Raw genomic sequence first — 22,303 nt, 5'->3', positions numbered from 1 at the left:
CAACGGGGCAGCGGCGGCCACAGCCATCCTGTGAGCACTGTTGACGGATTCACCGATGTCGCCAGGCGGCTGCGACGAATCGGATGATCTGTACGAAACGGAGTACGACCCGTGGGCCAGTGCACCCGATTGGGTTTGCCCCGGTGGAGTGGATTATCGCGGGCGGGGTAGACCTGGGGTGGTGCCGGTGACATCGGTCAGCCACTTCACGATCGCCCGGTTCGTTTCTTCCGGCTTCTCTTGCTGGATCCAATGACCGCAGTCCAGGTTGACCACTTCCACATTGGGGACGAACTCCGACAGATTCTCCGACTGCTGGACCCGATCACGGTCGCCGTAGATCATGAGCGTGGGTTGCTGGATGATCGGGTTCGCATCGGCCAAGAGGTGCCAGTTGCGGTCTAGGTTTCTGTACCAATTGATGCTGCCCGTGAAGCCTGAGGTCTCGAAGGCGGAGACGAAGACCGCCAGTTCGCTGTCGCTCAGCAGGGGATCGCCCTGCACCGTCTCCGCGTGGGCGAGATTGATCATCAGCATTCCTGGTTCCGGTGCTGCGAGTGGTTCGTTCTTTCGGTACAGGTTGCGCAGGAAGCGGAACGTATTCTCGTTCAGTACGGCGTCCGCGACACCTGGCTGTCGGTTGAAGTGAACGAAATAGAAGTCGCCGCCCAGGACTTCCTCCATGCGCTCGATCCAGGGCTTTTCTCCGCGCTCCTGGTAAGGCAGGCTCAGATTGATCACGCCGTTCACCCGGTGTGGATGCAACAAGGTCAGCCCCCACACGACCATCGCACCCCAATCGTGTCCGACGAAGGTGGCGTCGTCGTATCCGTAGTGATCGAGAAGTGCGACGAGATCACCCGACAAGTGTTCGATGTCGTAGTCCGTCACTTCGGTCGGGCAGGACGAATGTCCGTAGCCCCGCTGGTTCGGGACGATGACGTGATAGCCCGCGGCGGCGAGGGCGGGCAGCTGGTGTCGCCAGGAGAAGGCATGCTCGGGCCAGCCGTGGCAGAGCACTATGGGTCTTCCGGCGTTCTCTCGGCCTGCTTCGAAGACCTCCAGTTCCACACCGTTGACCGGAATGAGGGTGGGCTCGGGAAAATCGGTTGGCTTGAACATGTAGCCATCATGCGGAGCTAAACCGGTCATCCTATGACCGGTTTCTGTGAAATTCTTGTTCGTGTGCGAGTAGACCGACTGGTGGCCGTCCTCCTGCTGCTGCAACAGCGCAAGCAGGTGACGGCGGCGGAGGTCGCCCGCGAGCTGGAGGTCTCCGAGCGCACCGCCCGCCGCGATCTCGACGCCCTGGCCATGGCCGGGGTGCCCGTGTACTCGCTGCAGGGTCGAGGCGGCGGCTGGCGTCTCGTGGGCGGCGCCCGCACCGATCTGTCCGGTTTGACCGCGAGCGAGGCCCGCGCGCTGTTCCTGGTCGCCGGGCCGGCCTCGGCCGCGACACCGGCGGTGAAAGCGGCCCTGCGCAAGCTCGTCCATGCCCTGCCCGAGCCCTTCCGGGCGCAGGCCGAGGCGGCGGCATCGTCATCGGTCGTGGACCCGCAGCCCTGGGGCTCGAGTCGTATCGAGCACCGACCACCGCCCTTCCTCGACGAACTCCAAGACGCGGTGATCCGCGGCGTCCAGGTGCGGCTCGGCTACGTCGACAGCACCGGCGCGGAATCCGAGCGCACCGTCCACCCGCTGGGCGTCGTCACCAAGGGCACGGCCTGGTATCTCGTCGCCGACACCGAGACCGGTCGGCGAACCTTCCGGATCGACCGAGTGTCATCCGCCGACCCGGCCGATGACCTCGCGCACCGACCCGAGGACTTCGATCTCGCCCAGAGCTGGCGCGAGATCGCGGACGAGGTCGACCGCGAGCGAACACCCCTCGCGATCCAGGCGGTATGCGAGCCCCACGGAGTCGACATACTCCGGAGGGCGTTCGGCGGTCGGCTCGACGTGGGAGGTCCCACGCCCGACGGCCGCATCGAGGTCGTGATCCGCGGCTCGAACGAGTATGTGCTCGCCGGTGAGCTTGCCGGACTGGTCGAATGGGTCGCTGTGACCGGCCCCCCGAGCGTGCGAGACCGTCTGGCCTTGATCGGCAGCGCACTCGTCGAGCGATACGGCTGACGCCAAGGGCGGTGAATCTCGGTGGTTCCGAGGCGGCTCGGTGAAGATGGATCGATGTCGGTGTCAGCGGAGTTGGAGCGGATTGCGGAGCAGCGGGATCGGTCGGCGACCTTCGAGTTGATTCGGAGACTGAGTGGCTCCGGTGCGGTGGAGCGGGAGGGGATCGTCGACACGCTCTGGCGGCTGGGTGACCCGCGTGCTGTCGCATCGCTGGCCGAGATCGGGCGGGACCTCACTCGGCCGGTCGAGATCCGGCGGGCCGCATTGCAGGCGCTCGAGGATGCGGCGATGTGCCCGGAGGGGGCGAGGTTGCGTGCCTGGTGGGAGGCCGGGGACGACGTGGTCCGTGCGTGTGTGCTGCGGCAGGCGACCCGCGGTGAGGCCGACCTGATCGAGCCGGTCGTGCGCGATCCGTCCCATCGGCTGTATCGGGACGCATTGGCCGGAATCGCGTTCGGTTTCGAGGAACCGCGCTGGCAGCGGTACAAAATCGCGGGGCTGGGGCACCGAGACCCCGCAGTGCGGGAAACCGCGGCGTACGTCCTGGGCTGGGACGAACCGGTGGTGGCCGAACCGTCGCTGCACCGGGCCGCGGGTGACGGCGACACCGGCGTCGCCGTCGCCGCGATCGACACCCTGCGCTATTATCCCAGCCGAGTCACGCTACGGCTGCTGCACGAGATCGCCCGAGGGGACGACGCACGGGCGGCGGCGGCGCGGGATGCCTGGGCGGACCTGCTCGATGACTTCGCGGATGCGCGATCGCGTATCGGGCGCTGGCTCGCGCCGATCGCCGACCTGCTCGGCGAGTTCGAACGCGACACCGCGCCGGTTTCCACGCCACCGCGAGCTCGCCTCGAGCCACCCGTCCCGGCCGCAGCGGAGTTCGTGTCCGTGTACTCCGATCTCGACGGCCCGTGGACGGCGAAGCTGACCGCACTGTGCGACTACGACTGGAGCACGGTGCCCGCCGCCGACCGCCCCGGCTTGGCCGCGTTCCTGTCCGCTCATCCGGACCCGGAGGTGCGGGAACTGTGCTGCCCAGCCCTGTCGAGCTGGCACGAAGTGGACGCCCTGCTCACGCTGGCCCACGATCCGCGGCTGACCGTCCGCAAAGCGGCTGTCTACCACCTTCGGTTCGTGCCGCCATCACCGGAAATCGCAGCGTTCACGTGGGATCTGGTCGCCTCCGGTGCGGTCGCGAGCACCCACGGGATCGAGGCGCTGGCCACCTGCGCGGCCCACACTCCACCCGGAGCGCTCGACGACCGCTTGATCGAGTTGGCGCGCAACGATCTTCGGGAGAGTATCCGCGCCGAGGCGGTGTCACTGCTGAGCGGCAATGTCGAACTGCTGCTGCCGCTGCTCTCCGAGCCGCCCCTGCTGACCTGGGCGGTGCACATCCGGCTGCTGTCGGCCTGCCGCAGCGTGAATGCACTGCCGCCCGCTGTCAGCGCCTTGCACAGCGTCGACAACCTGCATGTGGCAGCGGCGCTTGCCGATCTCGCCGACTGACGCCACACGCGTCACCCGTCCGCCGGGCGGCGATCGGCCAGCCCCTGGATGAGCCAGGCGTAGAGGAGGATCACCACCACCGGTGCGGCGATGGGGGCCCAGGCCAGGTGGACCGGGAGCAGGGCGGCGGCTCCGGCGGCGAGGGTGAAGACGATGGCGCCGGCCACCGAGGGGATGGTGGTGGGGACTACTCCGACGGGGGCGGAGACGGTGGCGGTGTTGAGCAGGTAGGTGGTGGCCACCAGGCCGATGGCTCCGGCTTCGACCGCGCCGGTGTCGAGCCAGGCGACGACGGCGAGGGCGGCCAGGACGGCGGCGACGGCGAGCACGCGCCAGCGCCAACCCGCGACGACGAGGGCGAGAACCGGTAGGGCCGTCCAGGGTTCGAGGAGGCCGACGGCGGTGGTGAGGAGCAGGCCGGACAGGACGGCGAGGAATCTGGTCATCGGCGCACCCGGACCGTTCGGCGGTGTTCGGGGATGAGGCGCATGACCTGGTCGAGGCGGGTGCCTTCGGGCCAGGCGACGATGTCGACGCCGACCGTGCCCATATCGCGGTACATGGAGGCGCGTTCCAACTGCCACATGCGGGCCAGCGTGTGATCGAGGCCGTCGGCGAAGGGTGCGCCGCGCAGCACGTCCACCACGACCACGACGTGCCCGCGTTTGCGCAGATCGATGAGCGCCAAGGCGAATTGGGTGTCCAGCAGGGTGGAGAAGGCCACCACGATCGCGCCGATCGGCACGGCGGTGTGCGGGGCGAGGGTGCCGGAGGTGGGGATGTGCTCCTCGCCGACGTCGAGTACCGCGTCGACGATGCGGTAGAACTGGCGGCGGCCGATATCGGGTCGCAGCCAGCGCGGCGACTTGCCGAGGCAGACCACGGCGGTGCGGTCACCGGCCTGCAGCGCCGACTGCGCCACCTGTGCCGCGCCGCGCACGGACAGCTCCAGCGAATCCGATGCCGGGCCGGGCGCTTGCAGTGAGGTGTCCACCAGCACAACCACATCCGCGGCCCGGTTGGTGAAGCGCTCGGTGACGAACAGTCGTCCGCGCCGCGCGCTCACCGGCCAGTTCACCGTGCGCAGCTGATCACCCGGCGCGTACGCGCGCACATCGGCGAATTCCACGCCCGGCCCGTGCCGCCGGGTGAGATGGGTGCCGATGCGTTCGGGTAATTCGGTGCGGGGCAACCGCATGCGCTGCGGGTCGGCGATGGGGTACACGAAGACCTCCCCGGCGGGCAGCCGCACCGACGCCACCGCCAACCCGGCCGGGCTCAGCGCAGACACCCGGATGGGCACCGGAAACCGCCCCCAACGCGGCGACGACAGCGCCAAACGCAGTCCGGCGGGCACGTTTCCGGAGTCGATCGACTCCTCCACGCGCATCTCCATGCCCGGAATCGGCTCCGGATGCAGCCGCAGCAGCGCGTGCCCGGACTCCACGAATGTCGCGACCGCCAGGGTCACTTCCTCGGTTTCGAAGCAGCGCAGGATTCCGGCCCCGTCCACCTGGATGCGGGTGCGTGACTGTTGCAGTGGCGCGGTCGCCAGCACGCCGAGCAGGGGTGCGGCGAACACCACCAGCTGCCATTTGCCCAGCACGATCGCGAGCACCAGCGCGGGCGCGGAGGCCGCGGCCAGCATGTACACCAGCGGCGCGGGCCGCCACCGCAATTCGGCCTCGGTGGCGGTGCTGGTGTCGCGGTGTCTCATGTCGTGGTGGCGCGCGGCACCGGCAGCCGTCGCAGCAGTTCGGCGATCACGTCCTCGCCTCGGATGCGGCGCACCCACATCTCTGGTCGCAGCGTGATGCGGTGGGCCATGGCCGGAATGGCGAGGGCCTTCACATCTTCGGGGACCACGAAGTCGCGGCCGTTGAGCAGCGCCCGCGCCCGCGACATCTGCACCAGGTCCAATTCCGCGCGTGGACTCGCGCCCACCTCCACCTGCGGATGGCCGCGAGTGGCCGACGCCAGCGACACCACGTAGCCGACCACGTCGGGGTGCACGCTCACGAACTCGACGGAATGCCGCATCTCCAACAGTCCCTCGGCATCCACCACCTGACCGACCTGGGGCGGGGCGGAGCCGCGTTCGAGCCGCCGCCGGATCATCTGCGTCTCGTCCTGTTCGGACAGGTACCCCAGGCGCAGCTGCATGGCGAAACGGTCGAGTTGTGCCTCGGGCAGCGGATAGGTGCCCTCGTACTCGATCGGGTTGTCGGTGGCCATGACGACGAAAGGTTGTGGCAGCGGGAAGGTTTCACCGTCGATGGAGACCTGCCCCTCGGCCATGGCCTCCAGCAGCGCGGCCTGGGTCTTGGGTGGGGTGCGGTTCACCTCGTCGGCGAGCAGCATATTGGTGAACACCGGTCCGCGGCGGAAACTGAAACGGCCCGAATGCATGTCGTAGATGGTGGAGCCGATGAGGTCGGCGGGCAGCAGGTCGGGGGTGAACTGCACGCGGGTGAAGTTCAGGCCCAGCGCGGCGGCGAAGGAGCGCGCGATGAGGGTCTTGCCCAGGCCGGGCAGATCCTCGATGAGCACGTGCCCGCCGGACAGCACCGCGATCATGATCAGCTGCAGTTCTTCGCGCTTGCCGACCACCACCCGGGACAGTTCCCGCAGCACCGCGTCGGTGCGCTTGATGGTGATGTCCATCGGTGAGGTCATAGTTCTTCTCGCATCTCGGGTGTCACATGTTCTGGAGGCGGCGCAGGATCTCGTCCAGCGCCGCGCGGCCCGGTGCGCGGGTGGTCTGGTCGCGCAGTGCGGAGTTGGCCGGGTCCACCCAGCGCCACAGTTCCGGACCGAACTGCAGCACCCCGGCCGCTTCGGCGGCCCGCCGGTTCTTGGTGTTGCGGTGGCCGCTGGAGAGTTCGAATTCCTTGGCCAGCAGCGGTCGCAGGTGGCGGTCCCAGTCGGCGCGGGTGCCTTCCGAGCGTTCGGCCAGCATCTGCGCCCGCGCCTGCCAGCGGCGCAGCATCTCGGCCGGGCCGTTGTCGACCTCGTTGTCGGCCAGGTCGTCCCGTTCGACGCGGCGGGCCCGCTCCACCAGCGACCAGATGAGCAGCGCCAACGCCCCGGCCACCGGAATCGCGGCGGCGATCAGCAGGGTTTCCCGCTGATTGCCGAAGGCCAGCACTTCGAACAGGGCCACCAGCAGCAGCGCCCCGACGACGACGGCGGTGCGGTTCATGCCCGGACCCCCATCCGGACCTGTTGTGCAGCAATAAATTTCATACTTTTTGCCCCTGCAGATCCTGCAATACGATACGCAGCAGCTGCTCGGCCCGCATCCGCTGCCACTCCAACATGGAATGCGGGCTGAACCGGGCCTCCTCGAACAGCGCCACCAGCTCCCGCGCGGACGCGTCGTGCAGCACACCGCGTTCGAAGGCCCGCGCCAACACCTCGGACGGGGTGTCCGAGACCAGCGGGGCCACCTCGCGCGCCTGCGCCAAACCCCGTTCCATGGCCACGTAGCAGGCGATGATGGCGGTGCGCGGATCCTGGCCGGGCGCGATCATGGCCGCCAGACCCATCTCGGCCACTTTGGCCAGCGAGACCATTTCGCGGGCCGACTCCGGTGTGGGCGGCGTGGTGTGCGCCATCGGTCTGCGTCTCGAGCTCACCGCGACCACCACCAGACCGACCATGGCCACCGCCACCAGCGCTACCGCTCCGGCCCCCACCAGCATGAGCGCGGTACCGGAGAGCCGGGGTGCGGTGACGGAGTCGGGGGGCGTGGTATCCGGTACCGCGGTGGCGGTGTCCGAGGCGGTCGGGGCCGTGCGGTTCTCCGTCGGTTCGTCACGTGCGGGGCCGACCAGGAGTACCGAGACCATCGCGGTGAGCAGTAGGGCGAGGGCGGCCAGTCCGATCAGGATCAGCAGTCCGAGGCGGCTCAGCCGCCAGTGTTCGCCGCCGGCGTCTCGATCGGGTTCCGGCATGGCCAGCGGCAGTCGATGCTGGCTGTTGATGACGCCCGCCAGCAGGATCACCACCGAGACCAGCAGCAGGACCGGCATGAGGGCCACCGCCACCACGGGGGGTGTGTGCGGTGCGCGCGGCCCGCCGGTGCCGGGGATGTAGCCGCGCAGGGCGAGCACGGCCAGCACCAAGAGCGCGATCAGTCCGATCGCGCGCGATGCCACCGCTCGCACCCCGGTCACGAGCACCCCCAGCCAACCTGAGTCCTGCACAAAACAGGGTCATAGTTACATGCCAAGCGGTCCGTCGGGCGGGAAATGGCGAACACGGATTACCCGCGATCACCGCATAGGTCACCGGCTTTCGCGAAGTCCCCAGATCAGTGCGGATTCGCCTGTGAACTCGCACAATGCCTGTGGGATCCGAGCGCCGATCTGAAACGGGTTATCTCGAAGTCCGAACAGTCACCGGACCCACCGAAGTCGCTTGACGGCGGCCGTCACGGCCCTCGCTCAGGCCGATTCCAGCAGCGGATCCACGTGCCCGGCACCCGCCCGCCGCTCCACCAGTCGGCCCAGCGCCCGGAAGTCCCACCCGGCGGTCAACCAGGGCTCGGGATCCAGGGTGTTGCGGGCGTCGATGAGCACCCGGCGGCGCGCCACCGAACTCAGCAGCGCCGGATCGAGTTCGCGGAACTCGCGCCATTCGGTCAGATGCAGCACCACATCCGCGCCGAGCACGGCGGCGGTCGCGTTCGGCGCGTACCGCAGTTGCGGGGCGATCCGGCTGGCGGACCGGTTGGCCTCCGGATCGTAGACGGTGACCTCGATTCCGGCGTTGTGCAGCCGCACGGCCACATCCAGGGCCGGGGAATCGCGCACATCATCGGAGAGCGGTTTGAACGCCGCGCCCAGCACGGCCACCCGGCCGGTGGGACGGTCGCCGCCCAGCACCTCCAGGGTCTCGGCCACCACGCGCTCGCGGCGGCGCAGGTTGATGGCGTCGACGCTGTCGAGGAAGCGCACCGACTCCGGCACGCCCAGTTCACCGGCGCGGGCGATGAGCGCGCGCACATCCTTGGGCAGGCAGCCGCCGCCGTACCCCAGGCCCGCGCCCAGGAACTTGCGGCCGATGCGGTCGTCGTGACCGAGCGCGTCGGCCAGCAGGTTCACATCCGCGCCGGTGATCTCGCACAGTTCCGCCATCGCGTTGATGAACGAGATCTTCGTGGCGAGAAAGGCATTGGCCGACACCTTGACCAGTTCGGCGGTCGGCAGATTGGTGACCACCACCGGCGCGCCCTCGGCGATGGCGGCGGCGTACACCTGCCGCAGCGCCCATTCCGCATCCGGCGTGGTGACGCCGAAGACCAGGCGATTCGGGTGCAGGGTGTCGTATACGGCGTGGCCCTCGCGCAGGAATTCCGGATTCCAAGCCAGTTCCACGGCGATGCCGCGCGGGGCGAGCTCGTCGATGCGCGCGGCGAGGGCCTCGGCGGTACCCACGGGGACCGTGGACTTGCCGACGATCAGGCAGTTGCGGGTCAGCTGCGGCACCAGTGCCTCGATCGCCGCGTACAGCTGCGACAGATCCGCCGCGCCGGTGGGGCTTTCGGGGGTTCCGACACACAGGAAGTGCACGTCGGCGAAGCCCGCGGCCTCGGCCAGCGAGGTGCCGAAGCTCAGTCGCCCCTGATCGACGTGCTTGCTCAGCAGCTCCGGCAGGCCGGGCTCGTGGAAGGGCACCCGCCCGGCCGCCAGCGCGGCCGCCTTGGCGGCATTGTTGTCGACGCCCAGGACGTCGAATCCGAGTTCGGCCATGCCCGCGGCATGGGTCGCGCCGAGATATCCCGTGCCGATGACGGATATGCGCAACATCAGCAGGCCTCCTTGGTGATCCGCTCGTCGCCACGACGCTCGGCGATGACCTCGCGGTAGTAGCTGACGAGCAGGTGGTTGACCGCCGCCCAGGAGCGGTTCCGCACGCTCTGCTGGGCGGCGGCAGCGGTCCGGTGGCGCAGCGCGGGATCGTTCACGAGCTGCTCGACGAAGCCGACCATGGCGTCGGCATCGCCTGGGGGATAGAGGAATCCGGTGCCGGGCTCGACCACGTCCACGGGGCCGCCCGCGGCCGGTGCGACCACGGGCACGCCGGAGGCGAGGGCCTCCTGCGCTGCCTGGCAATAGGTTTCGTGGCGGCCGGTGTGTACGAAGACATCGAGGGAGGCGTACGCGGTGGCCAGTTCCTCGCCGTGCAGGACGCCGAGGAAGGTGGCGTGCGGCAACAGTTTTCGCAGCCGCGCCTCCTCCGGCCCGCCGCCCACCACGACCAGCCGGACGTTCGGCAGCCGCCGCAGGTGCGCGAGCAGTTCCAGTTCCTTCTCGGGGGCGAGGCGGCCGATGTAGCCGACCAGGGCTTCGCCGTTGGGGGCCAATCGTTCTCGCAGTTCCCGGGAGCGGCGCGACGGGTCGAACTGTTCCAGGTCCACCCCGCGCGGCCAGTGCGCCAGGCCGGGCACACCCATGAGTTTGAGCTGCCGCAGGCTCGCGGTGGACGGGGCCAGGGTGCGGTCCACCCGCAGGTGGATGCGGCGGGTCAGCGCGGTCATGGCGCGCACGCCGCCGGGGAGGTCGTAGCGCTGCGCGAAGCCCACCAGATCGGTCTGGTAGATGGCGACCGAGGGCACGTCGCGTTCGGCGGCGACCACCGCGGCCTGATAGCCGAGGGTGGCGGGGGAGGCGATGTGTACGACGTCGGGCTGGAAGGATTTCATGATGCGGCGCAGGCGGCGACGCGTCTCCAGCCCGATCCGGAAGTCGCGATAGAAGGGCAGCCGCGCGCCGCGCGCCACGTGCACCGGGAATCCGGCGTAGCTGCGCGGGCCGGTGGGGGCGAGCAGTTCGGCCTGGTGCCCCTCGGCGGCGAGATGGTCGAGTACCCGGCGCACCGAGTTGGTGACACCGTTGACCTGTGGCAGGAAGGATTCGGCGACGACCAGCACCCGCAGTCGGTCTTCGCGCTGGTCTGCGAGGGGTAGGGGCTCGGGAATCGACTCCCGGGCCTTTTTCAGGATTCGCATCGGGTCCCCTCCGGTCGGTGCTGCCTCCTGCAAGCACCGTAAGAAGCCGCCCGCAACGTCAGCCCCCGTAGGTATGGACGGGACATGAACCCCGAACGTCGGTCCGGTCGGCGAGTTCACTCGGCCGTCAGACCCGCTTCGTGCACATGATCAATGCTGGTCGCGAGCGTGAAATCGAAGGGTGTTAAGCCGACTCAGCGCCCGCCCGAGGTCCGGCACCCCGGCCACCCCGCGCCCCAGTTCGCCCCGGGCGACCCGCGCGTAAACCCACAGCTCCAGATCGGCGTCGTACAGCACATCGACCAGATGCACGAACCGCATGACCCATTCCGGATCGACCGCACCGAGCGCGGGCACCTCGCAGACCGTCCAACGGCGAAACCTCCCGGCGAGTTCCAGGAAGTCCGCCGCCGACACCGGAATTCCGCACAGCTCCGCGAAATCGACGGTCAACGACCCGGATTCGGCCCGCCGCGCGCGCAGCATGCGATGCCCGACGGGGACCGCCACGCCGCCGCGCACGCCGCAATCGCCGACGATGTACGCCCCACCCGCGAAGCCCCCGCCCGCCCCGCCCGCCGCGCGATAGTCCCGGGGGCCGTCTACCGACACCACGTCGAGATGCTCGCGAATCCGTTCGATGGTCGGCACGAACAGGTGGTGGAACAGCGGATTGGGCAGCAGCCGCTCCGGCGGATAGTTCGAGGTCACCACCAGTGTGATGCGCCGCGAGAACAATGTATCGAGCAGCCGCGCGACCAGGGTGGCATCACCCGGATCATGCATGTGGAACTCGTCGAAGCACACCAGCTCGGCACCGTCCAGCAGCGCGTCGACGGCCCCGCCGATGGAACCGGTCTCGTGCACGGCCCGATGCAGCCGGGCGAAGAACTCGTGGAAATGAAAGCGCCGCTTGCGATCCGACCGCACCTCGGCGAAGAACCGATCCATGAGCATGGTCTTCCCCCGCCCCGGCCGCCCGTGCAGATACACCCCGCGCACCCGCCGCCACCGCCGTCCGAGCCGCCCCTCGAGGTCTGCCAGCCGCCGCGCGGCTATCGCCTGATCCGCGTCCAGGGTCACCGCGTCGACGCTCATCCCACCCTCCTCGCCTCTACACCCGTAGAGAGTCCTCTACATTTGTAGAGGCTCGTGGGAGGGCCCGCGAGGAAAGGTGACCATGTCCACACCGCCCGACCGCCGCACCCGCATCGTCGACACCGCCATAGACCTCATCGCCACCCAGGGCCTGCGAGCCCTGACCCACCGCGCCCTGGACAACGCCCTGACCCTGCCCGCAGGCTCCACGTCCTACTACTTCCGCACCAAACGCGCGCTCATCGAGGCCATTGTCGACCGCATCCACGCCCGCTCCCGCGACGATTTCGCCGCGATGCGGCGGGACCTGAACGCTCAGCTCACCCCGTCGCACATTGCTCGTGACATAGCGCGCTGGCTCGATGACCTATTGGCTCACCGCCGCCACCACCTGATCGTGCGACACGCACTGCTCGTGGATCTCCTGGGCGACTCGGAACTGCGTCGCCGGTTGACCAACTCCCTGTTCTCCCTCGATGAGGCGCGAGAGCTGTTCGCCGCCTTCGGCTCCCGCGCTCCCGAGTCCGACGCCGCCGACTTCCTCGCCGTGCTCGAAGGCATCCTCTTCGATCGCTACGCCGGTGCGCGTATGGACGCGCCCACTGGTACCGCTGGCGGTATCCGCCAACTCGAACACATCGTCGCCGTCTACCTCATGGGATGGGGAGAACGGCCAATCCGGATGGGCCTCGGCAACGAATAGCAGGAGCGTAGGCGGCGCATCGAGCAGGTGATCAACGACCCTTCGGTCTGGGGGTCGGCTCCGACATCGGGGATCCTGAAATCATGCGCCAGGCTCGCCGTTGAGCGCGACCGCGCCGCTGCGACTGCATCTGATCGATACCTCGGCGGCCGCCCGGAGTCGGCACGATGTCGTCCGGAAGGTGATTTCCGGACTCATCGTGGACCGGGCCGCCGCAACGTGTGCGACGGTAGACCTGGAGGCCGGATACTCCGGCCGGAACTTGGCCGAGGTGCAGAAGGTCGCGCATGCCCGCCGCGCCGGCTATATCAATCTGCCGATCAACGAGTCCGTCGCGGACCGCGCGCGTGAGGTACAGCTGTTGATGGCCCGGCACGGGCTGCATCGTGCAGCCGGGGCCGTCGATCTCCTGACGGCCGCTGTCGCTGAATTCCACGGTGCTGTGCTCGTGCACTACGACTCCGACTTCGAGCGCATCGCCACCGTCACCCGGCAGCCGCACGTATGGGTGGCACCTCCGGGCAGTATCGACTGACCCTGCGTCGGCGAGAGGTCGAGCGCCGCTACCTCGATCGGTTGAACTCGCCTGCGGTGACGCCTGCGGTGAAGGCATCCCACTCGGCCGCCGCGAAGATCAGCGCGGGGCCGGAAGGGTTCTTGGAATCGCGGACACCGACCGCGCTCTCACCGAGGAATGCGACCTCGACGCACTCCTTGCCGCCTCCGCTGCGGCTGCTCTTGAACCATTTGGCTTGGGACAGATCATCGTTCACGCTCGTACTCCCTTGCTTTGTCCCGCAACAGCGATCTGGTGAGGTCCTCATCAAGCGACGCGCGCTGGAGGCTCTGCCACGCGTACGTGTATCGCTCAACGATACTCAGCTTCTCGCTGTACATGTCGCTGGTAAAGCCTTCGGAATAGACGATTGTCGGTTCCTCCGGCGCGCCACGACTGTCTGTGCCGAATTCCATGATGATGAAGGGGCCGATCTGCTCGCCGGTAGGGCAACCTGCCGACAGCGGCAACAGCCGAACGGTGATGTTCGGACGGGTACTCGCGTCAGCGATATGGCGCAGCTGAGCAGCCATGACCGCAGGTCCGCCGATTACGCGGCGCAGCACGGTTTCCGCCAGCACGACGTGCAGCACGGCGGGCTTCGTGCGTCGGGTGATCTTTCGTTGCCGTCCCATCTTCAATCGGACGCGGCCCGCGATGTCGTGCTCAGTATCGTTCGGGTACGCGTTCCGTGCCACGACGTGTGCGTAATCGGTGGTCTGAAGTAGCCCCGGCACGAGATCTGGCTGATAGCTCGACATAGTCTGTGCGGCTGATTCGAGCCCCATGTATACGTTGAAGTTCGTGGGGATGAGCCCCCCGAACTCGTGCCACCAGCTCTTCCCGGCTGCTTGCTGTGCGAGGCCCCGCAGCCCGGCCGCGCGGTCGTCGTCAATCGCATAGATCTCGATCAACCCGTCGAGATCGCGTATCCGGATCTTCTGGTTCATCCCTTCTCGATGCGCTGCAAACTGCTCTTGCCCCACTCCATGAGCTTTGCCGCGTCCTCGAGTGTCATCCCCACCGATTCCCGCGCGTCCCTGAGATACCTGCCCAGCTGGCGTCGGGTGATGCTGCTGTCGCCTTCCATCATGTCAGTCCCGTTCCGGATCACCCCGTGGTCCCGTATCGGATCAATCGTCGCAGGTAGATCGGTTGCCGCGCTGCGGATTCGGGAGAGTTATTCGGATTCCCTATTTTCACTTTCCGAAGTTTCCGGCATCGGCTGTGCTGTCGCACACGACTACCAGCGGACAGGGGTGACCGATGACCACGCGCACCAGGCTGTGCGAGTTCCCCGGCGGAGTGCTCGAACTCCGCGTTTACGACGATGCCCGGCCCGGCGTCGCCGGGCCGGGCGTGTACCTGGAGTTGAACAGCGCCGACGAGACCGAGCGAGGAAGCGAAATGTGTGGCAGGCCAACAGCCCTCGGCTATCTGCGGACCGATGTGTCCGGCATGGCTCGAGTTCGGGATCAGAGCCGGATACGAACGCTCGCGAGCCGTCTCGGTTACGACTTCGCGGACATGATCGTCTACGACCCCAAGTTCGGACGGCCGCCACTGGCCCGGCTGAAGGCACAGGCCACCCGCCTGGACGCCGTGGCCGTCATCGTCCCCGGTCCCGAGCACTTCGAGGGCGGGCAGGTGCCGGCCGGGCTGGTCGAACAGCTCGACGTGATCACCGTCAACCCGGAGGTGACCTACGCGCGAGGCGCGGACGAGCCATGAGGGTTCCGTGTGCGAGGGGGAACTGGTGGCGGCATCGGTCGAGTAGCCTCCGCCACCAGTTCCCCCTCGGCGACTACGCGAGGGTGAGGGCGACGTCGTTGAGGACGGGGGCGTCGTCGCGCTCCACGGCGGTGGCGGTGATGAGCAGTTCGGTGTCGGTGCGCCAGATTCGGGTGCGGATGGTTTCGCCGGGGTAGAGGACCCCGGCGAAGCGGGCGCGGAAGCCCTTGACGCGGGCGGCGTCTCGGTCCAGGGCGGTGTCGGTGGCGGTTTTGAGGACCAGGCCGTAGGTGCACAGACCGTGCAGGATGGGGTTGGGGAAGCCGGCGTTGCGAGCGAATTCGGGGTCGGAGTGCAGGGGGTTGCGGTCGCCGCACATGCGGTAGAGCAGGGCCTGCTGCGGGAGGGTGGGGGTGAGGACGTCGAAATCGGGTGCGCGGTCCGGCAATTCGGTCTTGGAGGAGGGTCCGCGGTCGCCGCCGAAGCCGCCCTCGCCCTTGGCGAAGATGGAGGAGCGGGCGGTCCACAGCGGTTCCCCGTCGGAGCCGGTGACGGTGTCCTCACGCCACACCACCGCGGCCGAGCCCTTGTCCCAGATATCGGTGACGCGGCCGACCGTGGTGGCCTTGCCGGAGGCGGGAATCGGGCGGTGCACCACGATCTCCTGACTGCCGTGCACCACCTTCGCCAGATCGATGTCGATACCGGTGAACCGCACCCGCGGTGGCTCGGTCTCGTGGAAGGTGGGCGCGACGGTGGCGAAGGACGGCAGCACCTGCGGCTCCCGGTCGTCGAGATACCGCAGCTCCGCCGCATCGGTCCACAGTGCGCCCGCACCCAGCGCCAGGTTGTAGTGCTGCACATCGCTCGGCGACCAGGCGAACTCCCGCCCGGGGATCTCCGCGCCGAGCGCGCTGTTCAGGTCGATGGGCATGTGGTCTCCTCGTGACTCTCGGTGGGCGGCGCTCCCATGGTGCCGCCGCGTCGTATCCGGGCGGAAGCCGCGCGGACGTACCCATGCGGCTCTGATCCTGTTGTCGCGCCCGCATCGGCGCAAGCCCTGTGCTCGCTTGTCGGGACATTCCGATCGGTCCCCCGCCGTGCTCGAGCGTCGTCGCACGAGACGGGAGCCGGGGCCTCGGTCCAACTCGTGGTGAGCATGCCCGTCGGCGCGGTGTGGACGGTCCGGTGTCCGCGCCGGGCGGCGGCCGCCCGTCGGGCCGGTATGCCCCCGGCGGGCGACCGCCGTGTCCTCGGATGTATCGCGTATTCGGTTGTACCGCCCGGGGTGTGCAGGCACCGGCGGGCAGGGGTGGGTTGGGCGCGTTCGCTGTGACCCGGACGCGCCCAACCCGATCCTGAACCGGGTTGGGACGGTTCAGGACGCTTCGGCGGCCTCGCTCCGCTTCGCCTTGGCGGCGATATCGAGGACGGCCAGGTAGGCGAAGGTGATGGCCGGGCCGATGGTCGCGCCGGGCCCGGCGTAGGTGTGGCCCATGGCGGGGGTGGCGCTGTTGCCGGAGGCGTAGAGGCCCTCGATCACGCTGCCGTCCTCGCGCAGCACGCGCCCGGCGGTGTCGGCGACGAGTCCGCCCTTGGTGCCGAGGTCGCCGGGCACCATCTTGGCCGCGTAGAAGGGCCCTTGCACCAGCGCCGCCAGGCACGGGTTCGGCTTCACGGTGGGGTCACCGTAGTACCGGTCGTAGTGGCTCTTGCCGCGCCCGAAATCCTCGTCCACCCCGGTTTCGGCGAACGAGTTGAACCGTTCCACGGTGGCGGTCAGATTCGCCGCGGGCACCCCGATCTTGTCGGCCAGTTCCGCGAGGGTGTCGGCCTTGACGATGTTGTCGTTTTCCATCCAGCGGGACGGAATCCGCTGACCAGGCTGCAATCCGGCGAAGATGTAGCGGTTGCGGTAGCGCTGATCGAAGACCAGCCAGGCGGGGATGTTCTCGCCCGGACCGTCACCCTGCCCGTATTCGCCGCCGTACATGGTGTGCACGGCCTCGACGTAAGGAGCGGACTCATTTCCGAATCGCTTGCCGTCGGCGTTGACCATGATGGTGCCGGGCAGATTCCGCTCGGCCAGCGCGAACCACGGCTTGCCGCCCTTGAAGATGGTCGGCCCCCACCAGGCGTCCTCCATGAAGTCCACCGCGCCCCCGGCCTCCATCCCGGCGATGATGCCGTCGCCGGTATTGGCCGCCGCGCCGGTGGTCCATTCGGTGCCGATGGGCTGACGCTGGTACTTGGTGCGCATCTCGGCGTTGTGCTCGAAGCCGCCGCTGCCCAGCACCACGCCGTGGCGGGCGCGGAAGACGACGGGCTTGCCGTCGCGCAGCGCCTCCACGCCCACGACCCGGCCGTCCTCCACGACGAGCTTGGTCATCGGGGTCTCGAGCAATACCGGCACGTTCGCGTCCATGAGCCCCTTGCGCATGGCGGCGATGATCGCCTGCCCCATGCCGAGGATGTGCTTGCCGGTCCATTTGGCGAGATAGGTGCGCGCGCCGACCCGCATGGCGCGCATGATGCCCTTGGGGTGGCGGCGGATGAGGTTCAGCCGCACGAAGTCGGCCTGCATGACCACGACATTGAGCGGGGCCTTGGCGTAGGGCGGCTCCAGTGTGAAGCGCTCCTCGCCGAGGATCTTGGCATTGAACGGCGCGGGTTCGCAGGAGCGGCCCTCGCCTCGGCCGCCGGGTGCCTCCGGGTAGTAGTCGGAGTAGCCGGGCACCCACTTCATCTTCAGCGGGGTGTGGTCGAGCACGAAGTCGAAGGCTTCCGCGCCGCGGTCGATGTAGGTGTCGATCCGGTCCGCGGGCACCGCGTCGCCGATGATGCTGTGCAGGTAGGTGCGGGCTTCCTCGCGGTCGTCGGGGCGTCCGGCGGCTTTCAGCGCCTTGTTGCCGGGAATCCACACGCCTCCACCCGAGCGTGCGGTGGATCCGCCGTAGTGGGGTGCCTTCTCGATGAGCACCGCACGCAGCCCGTGGTGGGCGGCGGTGAGCGCGGCGGTCATTCCGGCGGCTCCGCTGCCGACCACCACCACGTCGTAGCTGTGCTCGCTACTAACCGGATCGTTCATGTAGAACACGTTATAGAATCAAACCAGGTTTGGTCTATCTTGGTCTGGCAGCTGGGACTCTCGGGGCGAAACCCCGATACGAAACTCGTTTCAGTTCCTATGCTCGGTACGGCCGGGTCAACGGCCTGACCCTCGATGGAAGGAAACAAGCGTGCTGTCCGACGCGGTACGGAAGGAACTGGCAGACGAGCTCGCGGTCGCCGAACGGGATCGGGTGCCGCTCGATCCGCTGGTGGCACGGTATGCGGACATCGACGTCGTCGACGCGTACGAGATCCAGCTCATCAATATCCGGCAGCGGGTCGGCGGCGGCGCACGTGTGATCGGTCACAAGGTCGGGCTCTCCTCCAAGGCCATGCAGCAGATGATGGGCGTGGACGAACCCGACTACGGTCATCTGCTCGCGGAAATGGAAGTGTTCGAAGACATTCCGGTCGACACCTCGAAATACCTGTACCCGCGGGTGGAGGTCGAGGTGGGATTCGTGCTGGGCGCCGATCTGCCGGGCGAGGACTGCACCGAAGCCGACGTGCTGGCGGCGACCGTCGCCTACGCACCCGCCATCGAACTGATCGACACCCGCATCAAGGAGTGGAAGATCGGCCTGTGCGACACCATCGCCGACAACGCCTCCTCGGCGGGCTGGGTGCTGGGTCCGCAGCGGGTCGCCCCGGATCAGTTGGATATCAAGAAGATCGACGCCGTGCTCACCCGCAATGGTGAGGTGGTGGCGGAGGGACGCAGCGACGCCGTGCTCGGCGATCCGACCATCGCGGTGGCGTGGCTGGCACGCAAGGTCGCCTCGTTCGGGGTGCGTTTGAAGAAGGGGGACATCGTGCTGCCCGGTTCCTGCACCCGCGCCATCGACGCCCGTCCGGGCGACGACTTCACCGCCGAGTTCGCCGGACTCGGTTCCGTCCGTCTGCGTTTCAGCTGAGCAGACGTTTCCGCTGAGAAGACACCGAGTAGGAGAACTGCCGTGACTGCGAACAAGGTCACCGCCGCGATCGTCGGATCCGGCAATATCAGCACCGATCTGCTGTACAAGCTGCTGCGGTCGGAGAAGATAGAGCCGCGCTGGATGATCGGCATCGACCCGGACTCCGAGGGCCTGAAGCGGGCCCGCGGACTGGGCCTGGAGACCTCGGCCGAGGGCGCGGACTGGCTGCTCGCCCTGCCCGACAAACCCGATCTGCTCTTCGAGGCCACCTCGGCGTACGTGCACCGCGCCTACGCGCCCAAGTACGAGGCGGCCGGAATCCGCGCCGTCGACCTCACCCCCGCCGCGGTCGGCCCGGCCGTGATCCCGCCGGTGAATCTGGACTCGCTGGTGGAGGCCCCGAACGTCAATATGATCACCTGCGGCGGGCAGGCCACCATTCCCATGGTGGCGGCCGTATCCCGCGTGGTGCCGGTGGAGTACGCCGAGATCGTGGCGTCGGTGTCCTCGGTGTCGGCCGGTCCCGGCACCCGCGCCAATATCGACGAGTTCACCAAGACCACCTCCAAGGGTGTGGAGACCATCGGTGGGGCCAAGCGCGGCAAGGCCATCATCATCCTGAATCCGGCCGAACCGCCGATGATCATGCGCGACACCATCTTCTGCGCGATTCCCGAGGACGCCGACCGCGATGCCATCGCCGAGTCCATCCACGCCATGGAGAATTCCATCCAGGAGTACGTGCCCGGGTACCGGCTGCTGAACGAACCGCAGTTCGACGAGCCGTCGCTGGTTTCCGGTGGCATGGCGAAGGTGTCGATCTTCGTGGAGGTGGAGGGCGCGGGCGACTTCCTGCCGCCGTACGCGGGCAACCTCGACATCATGACCGCCGCCGCCACTCGGGTGGGCGAGGTCGTGGCCGATCAGATCCTCTCGGCGCGGGTGTAAGGAGATTTCATCATGGACAACGTGTTCAAGCCCTACTCGGGCGAACTCGATGTGCGCGTCACCGACACCTCGCTGCGGGACGGTTCACATCACAAGCGCCACCAGTTCACCGTCACCGAGGTGCGCGATATCGTCGCCGCCCTGGACGCGTCGGGGGTGCCGGTCATCGAGGTCACCCACGGTGACGGCCTGGGCGGCTCCTCGTTCAACTACGGGTTCTCCAAAACCCCGGAGCAGGAACTGATCAAGGCCGCCGCCGATACGGCGCAGCGCGCCAAGATCGCCTTCCTGATGCTGCCGGGCGTCGGCGTCAAGGAGGACATCAAGATCTCGCAGGACAACGGCGCGAGCATCTGCCGCATCGCCACCCACTGCACCGAGGCCGACGTGTCGATCCAACACTTCGGGCTGGCACGGGAACTCGGCCTGGAGACCGTCGGCTTTCTCATGATGGCGCACAGCACCACCCCGGAGATGCTGGCCAAGCAGGGCCGCATCATGGCCGACGCGGGCTGTCAGTGCGTGTACGTTGTGGACTCCGCCGGCGCGCTGGTGCTGGAGCAGGTCACCGACCGGGTGGCGGCGCTGGTCGCCGAACTCGGTGACGACGCCCAGGTCGGCTTCCACGGTCACGAGAACCTGGGCCTGGCCGTGGCGAACTCGGTGTACGCGGTGCGTGCCGGGGCCACCCAGATCGACGGTTCCGCCCGGCGTTTCGGCGCGGGCGCGGGCAATCTGCCGGTCGAGGCGTTCATCGGCGTCTGTGACAAGCTCGGCATCAAGACCGGTGTCGACTTCTTCGCCGTCACCGACGCCGCCGAGGATGTGGTCCGCCCGGCCATGCCCGCTGAATGCCTGCTCGACCGCCAGGCGCTCATGATGGGCTACGCGGGCGTCTACTCGTCGTTCCTGCGCCACGCGGAGCGGCAGGCCGAGCGCTACGGCGTCTCCGCCGCCGAGATGCTGGTGCGCGCGGGTCAGCGCAAGCTGGTCGGCGGTCAGGAGGATCAGCTCATCGACATCGCCCTGGAATTGCGGCGGGAACAGGCGGCGGCCACCGCCTGAACGCTCACCTCCCCGCTGGCGGGAAGGTGAGGATGCCGCTCGCTCGCGCCGGATGGTTACCCTGAGGATGCCGCTGAGCTCGGAGGGACAACTGAACTCGGAGGCACGCCGGGCCGCGACCTACAGGTCGCGGCCCGGCCCGCTATCCGGCCGCGTACCGCCACACCGCGTACAGATCCGCGGCCTCGAGCCCCGGATTGTCGGACAGGATCTCCTCGGCGCTCACCCCCGCGCCGAGGAGATCCGCGAGCAGCGCCACCGGATACCGCAGCCCCCGGACCACGGGCAGCCCCCGGCACACGCGGGGATCGGACGTAATGCGTTCCATCTCGGCCACGGCCTCGAACGCTACGCGGGAACGGTAATCCTTCTCTGTGGGCACGGTGTTCGTCCCCTGTGACTCCGCCTGCCGATGACTCCGCCTACCGGATGGTCCATCTCATCGGGAAGACGTTCAGACCAAATTTCGAGATTCTGAGCCATACATCGTCTTGCCGATCATTCGTAGTGTTGCCGTATCGGATCGAACGGAACAACAACGGGAGTGACAATGCGTGCGGTGATTCAGAAGTCGATCGGCGGACCCGAGGTGCTCGAGGTCGCCGAGATCGAGCGGCCGGAACTGCTGTCCGGCGAGGTCCTGGTGCGCGTGCACGCCAGCTCGGTGAATCCGGTCGACGTGGCCGTGCGGGCGGGGGCCATCCCGCTGCTGGGCGAGCCGCCCTTCGGCGTCGGCTGGGATATCTCCGGCGTGGTCGAGGCCGTCGCCCCGGGGGCGCGGTACGCGGTCGGCGAGGAGGTCTACGGCATGCCGTTCTTCCCGCGCGCCGCCACCGGCTACGCGGAATACGTGGCCACGCCCTCGCGTCAGGTGGCGCGTAAGCCCAAGTCCCTCAGCCACGTCGAGGCCGCCGCCTTGCCGCTGGCCGCGCTCACCGCCTGGCAGGGCCTGGTCGACAGGGCCGGTATCACGGCGGGCGACCGGGTGCTGATCCACCGGGCGGCCGGTGGGGTCGGCCATCTGGCCGTGCAGATCGCCAAGGCCCGCGGGGCGCACGTGATCGCACTGGCCAGCGCCGCCAAACACGACTTCGTGCGGGAACTGGGCGCGGACGAGGTGATCGACTACCGCACCACCGACTACGCCGAGGTCCTGCGCGACCTCGACGTGGTCTTCGACTCCAATGCCGACGGTGAGCGCTCGCTGCGGGTGCTGAAGCCGGGCGGCGTGCTGGTGAGCATCATGGAGCACTTCAACCCCGAGCGCGCGGCGCAGGTGGAGGCCGCGGGCCGCCGCTTCGCCGGAGTCTCGGTCGAACCCGACTACGCCGCGTTGGAGGCCATCGCGGAACTGGTGGACGCGGGCAAGATCCGCCCGCACGTCTCGCGCACCCTGCCGCTGGAGGAGGCGGCCACCGCCCATGAGCTGGTGGGGTCCGGGCAGACTGTGGGCAAGGTGGTGCTGGCGGTGAACTGACCACCGTCGGATCGTGCCCGGCCACCACCCATGA

General features: G+C 68.3%; 24 protein-coding genes. 9 read left to right on the top strand and 15 right to left on the bottom strand.

Going from position 1 to position 22,303, the window contains the following annotated elements; genetic code table 11:
- Positions 1–153: 153 nt before the first annotated feature.
- The gene (locus QJS31_RS14175; RefSeq protein WP_306356904.1) at positions 154–1,122 is read right to left on the bottom strand and encodes an alpha/beta fold hydrolase; all 969 of its coding nucleotides are present in this window, start codon (positions 1,120–1,122) and stop codon (positions 154–156) included.
- A 63-nt stretch (positions 1,123–1,185) separates the two neighbouring features.
- Between QJS31_RS14175 and QJS31_RS14170 the strand changes: the two genes are divergently transcribed.
- Both QJS31_RS14170 and QJS31_RS14165 read left to right on the top strand, forming a co-directional pair.
- The gene (locus QJS31_RS14170; RefSeq protein WP_282776987.1) at positions 1,186–2,133 is read left to right on the top strand and encodes a YafY family protein; all 948 of its coding nucleotides are present in this window, start codon (positions 1,186–1,188) and stop codon (positions 2,131–2,133) included.
- A 54-nt stretch (positions 2,134–2,187) separates the two neighbouring features.
- On the top strand, positions 2,188–3,648 hold the full coding sequence (locus QJS31_RS14165) for a hypothetical protein (protein WP_306356903.1): 1,461 nt from the start codon (positions 2,188–2,190) through the stop codon (positions 3,646–3,648).
- A gap of 11 nt (positions 3,649–3,659) precedes the next feature.
- Here the strand turns inward: QJS31_RS14165 and QJS31_RS14160 are convergent, their stop codons facing one another.
- From QJS31_RS14160 to zapE, 8 genes are all read right to left on the bottom strand, one after another.
- Entirely contained in the window at positions 3,660–4,094 is a 435-nt protein-coding gene (locus tag QJS31_RS14160) for a hypothetical protein (protein ID WP_282776990.1), read from the bottom strand.
- Positions 4,091–5,365, bottom strand: coding sequence for a DUF58 domain-containing protein (locus tag QJS31_RS14155; RefSeq protein ID WP_282776992.1), 1,275 nt, complete (start codon positions 5,363–5,365; stop codon positions 4,091–4,093). The genes QJS31_RS14160 and QJS31_RS14155 overlap by 4 nt, the downstream gene beginning before the upstream one ends.
- Complete coding sequence (locus QJS31_RS14150) at positions 5,362–6,324, bottom strand: MoxR family ATPase (protein WP_282777018.1); 963 nt, start codon at positions 6,322–6,324, stop codon at positions 5,362–5,364. Before QJS31_RS14150 ends, QJS31_RS14155 begins: the two co-directional genes overlap by 4 nt.
- A 22-nt stretch (positions 6,325–6,346) precedes the next feature.
- Positions 6,347–6,850 carry a hypothetical protein gene (locus tag QJS31_RS14145; RefSeq protein WP_282777020.1) on the bottom strand — a complete coding sequence of 168 codons (504 nt, stop codon included), beginning with the start codon at positions 6,848–6,850 and terminating at the stop codon, positions 6,347–6,349.
- A 40-nt stretch (positions 6,851–6,890) separates the two neighbouring features.
- Positions 6,891–7,808, bottom strand: a complete 918-nt coding sequence (locus tag QJS31_RS14140; RefSeq protein WP_282777021.1) for a DUF4129 domain-containing protein — start codon at positions 7,806–7,808, stop codon at positions 6,891–6,893.
- A 288-nt stretch (positions 7,809–8,096) separates the two neighbouring features.
- Positions 8,097–9,458 (bottom strand): UDP-glucose/GDP-mannose dehydrogenase family protein, encoded by a 1,362-nt coding sequence (locus tag QJS31_RS14135; protein ID WP_306356938.1) that lies wholly within the window; start codon positions 9,456–9,458, stop codon positions 8,097–8,099.
- A 2-nt stretch (positions 9,459–9,460) separates the two neighbouring features.
- Positions 9,461–10,663, bottom strand: coding sequence for a glycosyltransferase family 1 protein (locus tag QJS31_RS14130; RefSeq protein ID WP_282777022.1), 1,203 nt, complete (start codon positions 10,661–10,663; stop codon positions 9,461–9,463).
- 150 nt (positions 10,664–10,813) lie between these two features.
- Positions 10,814–11,761, bottom strand: coding sequence for a cell division protein ZapE (zapE, locus tag QJS31_RS14125; RefSeq protein WP_306356902.1), 948 nt, complete (start codon positions 11,759–11,761; stop codon positions 10,814–10,816).
- 82 nt (positions 11,762–11,843) lie between these two features.
- Between zapE and QJS31_RS14120 the strand changes: the two genes are divergently transcribed.
- Together QJS31_RS14120 and QJS31_RS14115 are read left to right on the top strand one after the other, a co-directional pair.
- A complete protein-coding gene (locus tag QJS31_RS14120) occupies positions 11,844–12,464 on the top strand; it encodes a TetR/AcrR family transcriptional regulator (RefSeq protein ID WP_306356901.1) in 621 nt (206 codons plus the stop codon).
- Positions 12,465–12,564: 100 nt separating this feature from the next.
- Entirely contained in the window at positions 12,565–12,999 is a 435-nt protein-coding gene (locus tag QJS31_RS14115) for a PIN domain-containing protein (protein ID WP_306356900.1), read from the top strand.
- Positions 13,000–13,027: 28 nt separating this feature from the next.
- Here QJS31_RS14115 and QJS31_RS14110 read toward each other — a convergent pair whose 3' ends face one another.
- Genes QJS31_RS14110 through QJS31_RS14100 form a run of 3 tightly spaced genes read right to left on the bottom strand, consistent with a single transcriptional unit; the run spans position 13,028 to position 14,038 of the window.
- On the bottom strand, positions 13,028–13,237 hold the full coding sequence (locus QJS31_RS14110; protein WP_306356899.1) for a DUF397 domain-containing protein: 210 nt from the start codon (positions 13,235–13,237) through the stop codon (positions 13,028–13,030).
- Positions 13,227–13,970, bottom strand: coding sequence for a DUF5753 domain-containing protein (locus QJS31_RS14105; protein ID WP_306356898.1), 744 nt, complete (start codon positions 13,968–13,970; stop codon positions 13,227–13,229). Before QJS31_RS14105 ends, QJS31_RS14110 begins: the two co-directional genes overlap by 11 nt.
- On the bottom strand, positions 13,967–14,038 hold the full coding sequence (locus tag QJS31_RS14100; protein ID WP_306356937.1) for a hypothetical protein: 72 nt from the start codon (positions 14,036–14,038) through the stop codon (positions 13,967–13,969). The genes QJS31_RS14105 and QJS31_RS14100 overlap by 4 nt, the downstream gene beginning before the upstream one ends.
- A 248-nt stretch (positions 14,039–14,286) precedes the next feature.
- On the opposite strand from QJS31_RS14100, the gene QJS31_RS14095 reads away from it, so the two are divergent.
- Entirely contained in the window at positions 14,287–14,751 is a 465-nt protein-coding gene (locus QJS31_RS14095; RefSeq protein ID WP_306356897.1) for a hypothetical protein, read from the top strand.
- 73 nt (positions 14,752–14,824) lie between these two features.
- Here QJS31_RS14095 and QJS31_RS14090 read toward each other — a convergent pair whose 3' ends face one another.
- Together QJS31_RS14090 and kstD are read right to left on the bottom strand one after the other, a co-directional pair.
- Entirely contained in the window at positions 14,825–15,685 is an 861-nt protein-coding gene (locus QJS31_RS14090) for a MaoC family dehydratase (RefSeq protein ID WP_306356896.1), read from the bottom strand.
- A gap of 444 nt (positions 15,686–16,129) precedes the next feature.
- Positions 16,130–17,848: a 3-oxosteroid 1-dehydrogenase gene (kstD, locus tag QJS31_RS14085; protein WP_372341596.1), complete on the bottom strand. Its 1,719-nt coding sequence runs from the start codon at positions 17,846–17,848 to the stop codon at positions 16,130–16,132.
- Between the two features lie 142 nt (positions 17,849–17,990).
- On the opposite strand from kstD, the gene QJS31_RS14080 reads away from it, so the two are divergent.
- The 3 genes from QJS31_RS14080 to dmpG are packed head-to-tail and all read left to right on the top strand — an operon-like array spanning position 17,991 to position 20,792.
- Positions 17,991–18,776: a 2-keto-4-pentenoate hydratase gene (locus tag QJS31_RS14080; protein ID WP_306356894.1), complete on the top strand. Its 786-nt coding sequence runs from the start codon at positions 17,991–17,993 to the stop codon at positions 18,774–18,776.
- 42 nt (positions 18,777–18,818) lie between these two features.
- A complete protein-coding gene (locus tag QJS31_RS14075) occupies positions 18,819–19,727 on the top strand; it encodes an acetaldehyde dehydrogenase (acetylating) (protein WP_306356893.1) in 909 nt (302 codons plus the stop codon).
- Positions 19,728–19,739: 12 nt separating this feature from the next.
- On the top strand, positions 19,740–20,792 hold the full coding sequence (gene dmpG, locus QJS31_RS14070; RefSeq protein ID WP_306356892.1) for a 4-hydroxy-2-oxovalerate aldolase: 1,053 nt from the start codon (positions 19,740–19,742) through the stop codon (positions 20,790–20,792).
- 142 nt (positions 20,793–20,934) lie between these two features.
- Here the strand turns inward: dmpG and QJS31_RS14065 are convergent, their stop codons facing one another.
- Positions 20,935–21,120 (bottom strand): DUF433 domain-containing protein, encoded by a 186-nt coding sequence (locus QJS31_RS14065; protein WP_282781869.1) that lies wholly within the window; start codon positions 21,118–21,120, stop codon positions 20,935–20,937.
- A 222-nt stretch (positions 21,121–21,342) separates the two neighbouring features.
- Here QJS31_RS14065 and QJS31_RS14060 point away from each other — a divergent pair, with 222 nt between their 5' ends.
- Positions 21,343–22,269 (top strand): NADP-dependent oxidoreductase, encoded by a 927-nt coding sequence (locus QJS31_RS14060; RefSeq protein WP_282781843.1) that lies wholly within the window; start codon positions 21,343–21,345, stop codon positions 22,267–22,269.
- The last annotated feature ends 34 nt before the right edge of the window (positions 22,270–22,303 follow it).

The sequence above is a fragment of the Nocardia sp. CC213A genome (assembly GCF_030766805.1).
Classification (GTDB): Bacteria; Actinomycetota; Actinomycetes; order Mycobacteriales; family Mycobacteriaceae; genus Nocardia; species Nocardia otitidiscaviarum.
The sequence above is the reverse complement of the archived record's forward strand: the minus strand, read 5'-3'. Positions and strand labels throughout refer to the sequence as shown.